Annotated in this window: 7 protein-coding genes; 4 read left to right on the top strand and 3 right to left on the bottom strand. The window is 68.8% G+C overall.

The window, feature by feature from the left end:
• Positions 1–5: 5 nt before the first annotated feature.
• Entirely contained in the window at positions 6–2,366 is a 2,361-nt protein-coding gene (locus I71_RS31710) for a chemotaxis protein CheA (protein WP_244434178.1), read from the bottom strand.
• A 205-nt stretch (positions 2,367–2,571) separates the two neighbouring features.
• Between I71_RS31710 and I71_RS39020 the strand changes: the two genes are divergently transcribed.
• Positions 2,572–2,745, top strand: a complete 174-nt coding sequence (locus I71_RS39020) for a hypothetical protein (protein ID WP_199902305.1) — start codon at positions 2,572–2,574, stop codon at positions 2,743–2,745.
• Between the two features lie 55 nt (positions 2,746–2,800).
• On the opposite strand, the gene I71_RS31705 is transcribed toward I71_RS39020, so the two are convergent.
• Positions 2,801–3,484 (bottom strand): histidine phosphotransferase family protein, encoded by a 684-nt coding sequence (locus I71_RS31705; RefSeq protein WP_042703700.1) that lies wholly within the window; start codon positions 3,482–3,484, stop codon positions 2,801–2,803.
• Between the two features lie 121 nt (positions 3,485–3,605).
• Here I71_RS31705 and I71_RS31700 point away from each other — a divergent pair, with 121 nt between their 5' ends.
• The 3 genes from I71_RS31700 (at position 3,606) to I71_RS31695 (ending at position 5,976) form a co-directional block, all read left to right on the top strand.
• Positions 3,606–3,785, top strand: coding sequence for a DUF3553 domain-containing protein (locus I71_RS31700; RefSeq protein WP_042703704.1), 180 nt, complete (start codon positions 3,606–3,608; stop codon positions 3,783–3,785).
• Between the two features lie 125 nt (positions 3,786–3,910).
• Positions 3,911–4,033 (top strand): hypothetical protein, encoded by a 123-nt coding sequence (locus I71_RS40760; protein WP_280109933.1) that lies wholly within the window; start codon positions 3,911–3,913, stop codon positions 4,031–4,033.
• A gap of 125 nt (positions 4,034–4,158) precedes the next feature.
• Positions 4,159–5,976: an ATP-binding protein gene (locus I71_RS31695; protein ID WP_049976437.1), complete on the top strand. Its 1,818-nt coding sequence runs from the start codon at positions 4,159–4,161 to the stop codon at positions 5,974–5,976.
• Between the two features lie 12 nt (positions 5,977–5,988).
• Here the strand turns inward: I71_RS31695 and I71_RS31690 are convergent.
• Positions 5,989–6,229, bottom strand: a 241-nt coding sequence (locus I71_RS31690; RefSeq protein ID WP_042703698.1) for a DMT family transporter, incomplete at its 5' end; no start/stop codon positions are given.

The following is a 6,229-nucleotide window of genomic DNA, read 5'->3' as shown; positions in this document are numbered from 1 at the left end:
CTGGGTCAGGAGAAGCCGGCGTCGATCACCTCGGTCGCCTTGCCGGCGATGATGGCCGACCCCATCAGGCCGGGACGCTCCGCGGCCAGCTGGACGTTCAGCTTCTCCTCCACGATGTCGACGATCTCGTCGACGATCAGGCCCATCGAACGGTCGCCGTCGGCGAAGACCAGCACCGGCTGGCGCCCCTCGGCCCCGACAACGAAGTTCGGGTCGATCGGCACCAGGGGCATCAGCTTGCCGCGGTACTGGACCACCGGCAGGCCGTTCGACAGCTCGACCGTGGCGAGGTCGACGTCCTCCAGGCGGGCGACCAGCGACAGCGGCACCGCCTTGGGCGCGCCCTCGCCGGCACGGAACAGCAGGAGCGCCATCTTGTCCTCCTGGCGCTGGGTCTGGACCGCGGTGGTCTCCTTGCCGGCGGCCTCGCCCATCGCCATCTCGCCGGTGGCCGACGCGATGCCGTTGGGGTCCAGGATCATGATGACCGAGCCGTCGCCCAGGATGGTGTTGCCCGAGAACATCTCGATGTGGCGCAGGATCGGCGCCACCGGCTTCACCACGATTTCCTCGGTGTCGAACACGCGGTCGACCATGATGCCGAAGGTGTAGGTGCCAACCTGGGTGACGACGATGAAGGTCTCGTCCGCCGGCTTCTTGGCATCCTCGCTGTCGTCCAGCCGCAGCAGCTGCTGGAGCGAGACCAGCGGCAGCAGGCGGTTGCGCAGGCGCAGGACCGGCGTGCCCTTCAGCCGTTCGATGGTGTGCTCGCTGTCGGAGGCGGCGCGCACCAGCTCGACCACGCTGATCTGCGGGATGGCGAAGCGTTCGCCGGCGCATTCCACGATCAGGGCCGAGACGATGGCCAGCGTCAGCGGGATCTTGATGACGAAGGTCGAGCCCTTGCCCTGGGCCGACTTGATCTCGATCGTGCCGCCGATCTTCTCGATGTTGGTCTTCACCACGTCCATGCCGACGCCGCGGCCCGACACGTTGGTCACCTTGGCGGCGGTGGAGAAGCCCGGCTTCATGATGAACTGGATGATCTGCTGGTCGGTCATCGAGGCCAGCTCGCCTTCCGACGCCATCCCGTTCTGGATCGCCTTCTGCTTGATCCGGTCGATGGCAAGGCCCTTACCGTCGTCCTGGATCTCGATGATGATGTGGCCGCCTTCGTGATAGGCGTTCAGCGTGATGCGGCCGGTTTCCGACTTGCCGGCCTTCAGGCGCTCCGCCGGGATCTCCAGACCATGGTCGGCGCTGTTGCGCACCATGTGGGTCAGCGGATCCTTGATCAGCTCCAGAACCTGGCGGTCCAGCTCGGTGTCGGCGCCGAGCATCTGGAGGTCGATCTTCTTGTTCAGTTCATGCGCCAGATCGCGCACCAGACGCGGCAGCTTGGCCCAGGCGTTGCCGATGGGCTGCATGCGCGTCTTCATGACGCCTTCCTGCAGCTCCGACGTCACGTGGTTCAGGCGCTGCAGCGGGGCGGCGAACTCGCTCTCCTTCTGCGACCGCAGGATCTGGAGCAGCTGGTTGCGGGTCAGCACCAGCTCCGACACCATGGTCATCAGGTTTTCGAGCAGGTCTACGTTGACGCGGATGGTCTGCGCGGCGACCGCAGATTCCTTGGTCGCGGCCTCGGCGCCGGCATCGGCGGCACCGCCGCCCGCACCGCCGGCGGACGCGCCGGCCATCGGGGCGACCGGCGCCGGCACCTTGGCGGCGGCCGGCTCGGCGTCCGGCACGACGAGGTCGTGCGACGGGGCTGGCTCGGCGGCCGGCTCGGGCGCACGGGTGGCGACCGCGGTGCCGGCGGCCGGCGTGGCGGCCGGAGCGGGCGTGTCGTTCGGGCCGGGGGTGGAGTTCCAGAGCGCCTCCAGCTCGTCCAGCGTCACCGGCCGGTCTTCCGATGCCGCGACGGCGGGGGCGGTCGGCGGAGGCGGCGGAGGCGGCGGCGCGGCGGCGGCCGGGGCGGGTCCGCCCAGCTTGCCTTCGGCGCACAGGTTCAGCCGCTCGATCAGCGGCAGGTCGTCGCCGGGCGGTTCCGCCTCGGTCGCTTCCAGCACCGCCAGCAGGCTCTTGATGGTGTCCAGAGCCTGCAGGATCAGCGACACCGCTTCCGGGTTGATCGTCAGTTCGCCGTCACGGAACTTGCCCAGCACGTTCTCCGACGCGTGCGCCACCTTTTCCAGGCGGGGCAGGCCGAGAAAGCCGCAAGTGCCCTTGATGGTGTGCACCAGCCGGAAGATGTTCGACAGCAGTTCCGGATTGTTGGGATTCTGCTCCAACCGGACCAGCTCGACGTCCAACACCGAGAGGTTTTCGTTGGTCTCCGTCAGAAATTCGGACAGCAGATCATCCATGTCGCATTCCCCAGGCCCAAAGTTTATGGTCCGCGCCGGCCTGCGGCTCGAACGGGCGGCATCGAAAGGCCGCCGGTTGCGCTCCAGTCCAGGTAGGGTGGGAGCCTGTCAAACACTGATTAAGAGAACCTTACCTCTTCCGATAGGGAGGCCCTCGGGCGCTTCCACCGATAGGGTCGGGGTTCTTTTGCCACAGGGAGGATCGATGACCGACGCCGAACTCGCCCAAACCGTGCGCGATGCCGTGGACCGGCTCAACGCCGCGCTGGCGGAGGCCGCACAGCACAATCTGTCCGTCACCTTGCGCACCACGGCCCACCAGACCGCCGGCGGGGTGGAACAGGTCGTGGTGGAGCCGCGAATCCTCAAGCAGCTGTAAGGGCGGCGCTCATCGATCATGACCGCCGATATCCACGCCGGCCGGCGCGGCGGCGTCACCACGCCGCGGTGAAGACCAGCCGCTCGCTGCTTTCGGTGGCGACGGCGATGCGGAATCCGTCGCTCTCGGCCAGCCGGCCGGCCAGATAGGCGTGGATGGTGCGCGGAGTCAGCGTCTCGGCCGTCGCGGTGCCGGCCAGCGCCGCCGCCGCCGCCGCATTCAGGGTGCCCGGCCGGCCGGCGGCGGTGACCGTGATGCGGCCGGAGGTCTCGTCGCCGTCGGCGGCTACGGAAACCAGCCCGCCATGGGTCAGCGCCTCGTCCGCCAGCATCACCAGGTTCAGCACCAGCTTCACCACGCCGCGGCGCTGGGCGGTCATGTCGTGCGGCACCCGCTCCGGCCAGTCGAGCCGGGTGCGTCCGCCCTCGACATAGCCGGCTGCGGCGGCGCGGGCATCGCCGAAGCCCTTCTGGTCGCGCCCGGCCACCCCATAGGCCAGCCGGAACACCCGCAGCCGGCGGTCGGCCTGACCGGAGGAATGGTCGATCAGCTTCACCGCCTCGCCAAGGAAGCCGCCCACCGCGGCTCCTCCCTCCTCATCCTCCTGCATCTCCTCGATCAGCTCCAGCCCGTTGCGGATGGCGCCGACCGGGCTCACCAGATCGTGGCAGAGCTTCGACGCCAGCAGTTCGAGGACGCGGATGTCGACGCCGACGGGGCGGGAAGGCGATTCGGTCACGAGGCAGACTCCGGAAAAAGGAACGGCGACGGCGCGGTGCCGGGGATTCTATACTTTCCCGGCGGCGCCGCACAGGCGGTCGCATTTCCTATGTACAATAGCGTGAGGGATGGACCGCGACATGGACGATTCGCTGGTGCCCGGCGCCTGGGTGCGCCACCCGGACCGGCCCGACTGGGGGCTGGGGCAGGTTCAGTCGGCCATCCGCAACCGCATCACGGTCAATTTCGAGCATGCCGGCAAGGTGCTGATCGACTCCGACGTCATTTCGCTGACGCTGGTCGACCCGGACGGGATCTGACCGCTGCGGGCGGAACTCCGGGAAAGCGCGGATTGCACCGCTCCGGCCAGTTTGCTTTTATGCGAACGGCTTCGCAGCCTTGCTGTCGGGCGAACAGCTTCGCCCAAGCGTCAGGGAGAGATGGGATGAAGGCAATGATCCTCGGCTTCGCCGCCGCGGCGGTGATCGCGCTGGGCGCGGCGGCGGTCCTGAACGCCACCGGCCATTCGACGGCCGAGCGCTTTTCCAGCCCGTCCGTCCGCCTGTAGGGGAAAAACGCCGCAGCCTGTTCTACGAAAAGGCGACTTCCGGCGGCCTGATACACGGTGTAGGATCGGTGGATCCATCACCCGACACGGCGGGCCGTCGCTTGATCTCGCGTCTCAAAGGCGGAATGGGCGCTTTCGGTGTGGCGTTGATCCTTGGCCTCAACGCCATGGTCGGCTACGACCTGCTCCATCAGCGCGCCGAGGCGGTCTCCCGGGCGCGGGAGGACAGTGCGGCGATGGCGCTGGTGCTGGAACGCCATGCCAACGACAGTCTGGCCGGCGTGTCCAAGATCCTGGCCGGCGTCGTCGAGGTGCTGGCCGTCCGCGCCGACAGCTGGGACCGCGGTGACAGCGACATCCACGCCCTGCTGCGCCGTCAGGCGACGCTGTCGCCGCTGATCCGCGCCATCCTGGTGGTGTCGGCCGACGGCCGGCTGATCCACGACACCCAGGCGCCGCAACCGGCCGACATCGACCTGTCGGACCGCGATTACCTGATGGCCCACCGCGACGGGCTGGTTCCCGGTGGGGCTTCCGGCGTCTTCGTCGGCAATCCGGTGCGCGGCCGCACCTCCGGCGACTGGTTCGTCAGCATGAGCCGGCGGCTGGACACGCCCGACGGACGCTTTGCCGGGGTGACGGTCGCGGTGATCGAGCCGATGGCCTTCCGCAATTTCTACCAGAAATTGCCGCTGACCGGGGATGCGGTGGTGACCCTCTATCACGCCGACGGGCCGGTGATCGCCCGCTTCCCCGATCAGGACAGCTTCATCGGCCGGTCCGCCCACCATCTGCCGCTGTTCACCACGCTGCTGAAACAGGCGCGGACGGGAACCGAGTCGCTGGACAGCGCCAGCGACGGGCCGCGCCGGATTCTCAGCTTCCGCGCCTCGGCCGAAATGCCGCTGGCGGTGACGGTGTCCTCGTCGCGGGATGCGGTGCTGTCCCCCTGGTGGTCGAAGGCGATGGCGCTGGCGGCGGCCGATCTGGCCGGGACTCTGGTGCTGGCGGGGATGACGCTGGCCCTGCTGCGCGAGGCGGGGCGGCGCGAACGGGCGATGGCGGATCTCCAGGACAGCGAACGGGCGCTGCGCGACAGCCAGCAGCGGCTGATCCAGGACATCGCCGCCCGCCACCGGATCGAAGCGGAGCTGATCGCCGCCAAACAGGTCTCCGACACCTCCAACCGGGCCAAGACCCAGTTCCTGGCCAACATGAGCCACGAGCTGCGCACGCCGCTGAATGCCGTCATCGGCTTCGCCGAGGCGCTGGAAAGCGGCATCTTCGGCGCGATGTCGGACAAGCAGACCGAATATGTCGGCGACATCCGCCGGTCCGGTCAGCATCTGCTGAGCCTGATCAACGACATCCTCGACACCACCAAGATCGAATCGGGCAAATATGTGCTGCACCAGGAGGATCTGGCGGTCGGCGAGCTGATCGGCGAATGCCTGCGCCAGATGGAGCCGCTGGCGGCGGAGAAGGGCGTGATCCTGACCTCCGCGCTGCCCATCGCCCTGCCCGTTCTTCATGCCGACGCCCGCGCGGTGCGGCAGATCCTGCTGAACCTGCTGTCCAACGCCGTGAAGTTCACCCCGCCCGGCGGGCGGATCGTCGTGGAGGCCGACCGGGTGGCGCGCAGCCTGCGTCTGCGGGTCAGCGACACCGGCATCGGCATCCCCGCCACGGAACTCGACCAGGTGATGGAGCCGTTCCATCAGGTCGACAACTCCCACACCCGCCGCTATGCCGGGACCGGGCTGGGGCTGCCGCTGGTCAAGTCGCTGGTGGAGCTGCAGGATGGCCGCTTCGTGCTGTGCAGCGTGCTGGGGCGCGGCACCACGGCCACCGTCCTGTTTCCGCCCTCCCGGCTGCGCAACCGCAAGGCGGACCCGCCGGCGGTCGGACGGACTCCCGAGCGGACCCGGACCGCCCCGGCCTGAGGCGGCGGCGCCTCAAACCCGCCGGACCCTGCCCAGAATGACCAGGGCGATGCCGCCCAGCACGGCGAGCGACGACAGCATCAGGATCGGCGTGATCCGTTCCCCCAGCGCCAGCACGGCGGCAAGCGCGGTGATGACCGGGACGCTCAGCTGGACGGAGGCGGCGCGGGCCGCGGTCAAGGCGGGCAGCGCGGCATACCAGATGGAATAACCGACGCCGGACGCCAGCGCCCCCGACAGCACCGCATAGAGC

Origin of the sequence: Azospirillum sp. B506, from assembly GCF_000333595.1 — a bacterium.
Classification (GTDB): domain Bacteria; phylum Pseudomonadota; class Alphaproteobacteria; order Azospirillales; family Azospirillaceae; genus Azospirillum.
This window is presented reverse-complemented; position numbering and strand designations above follow the sequence as displayed.

Bases quoted from the DNA above. Each gene is read 5' to 3' on its own strand.
- I71_RS31710 (WP_244434178.1), bottom strand. From the start codon at position 2,366: ATGGATGATCTGCTGTCCGAATTTCTGACGGAGACCAACGAAAACCTC.
- I71_RS39020 (WP_199902305.1), top strand. From the start codon at position 2,572: ATGACCGACGCCGAACTCGCCCAAACCGTGCGCGATGCCGTGGACCGG.
- I71_RS31700 (WP_042703704.1), top strand. From the start codon at position 3,606: ATGGACGATTCGCTGGTGCCCGGCGCCTGGGTGCGCCACCCGGACCGG.
- I71_RS40760 (WP_280109933.1), top strand. From the start codon at position 3,911: ATGAAGGCAATGATCCTCGGCTTCGCCGCCGCGGCGGTGATCGCGCTG.
- I71_RS31695 (WP_049976437.1), top strand. From the start codon at position 4,159: ATGGGCGCTTTCGGTGTGGCGTTGATCCTTGGCCTCAACGCCATGGTC.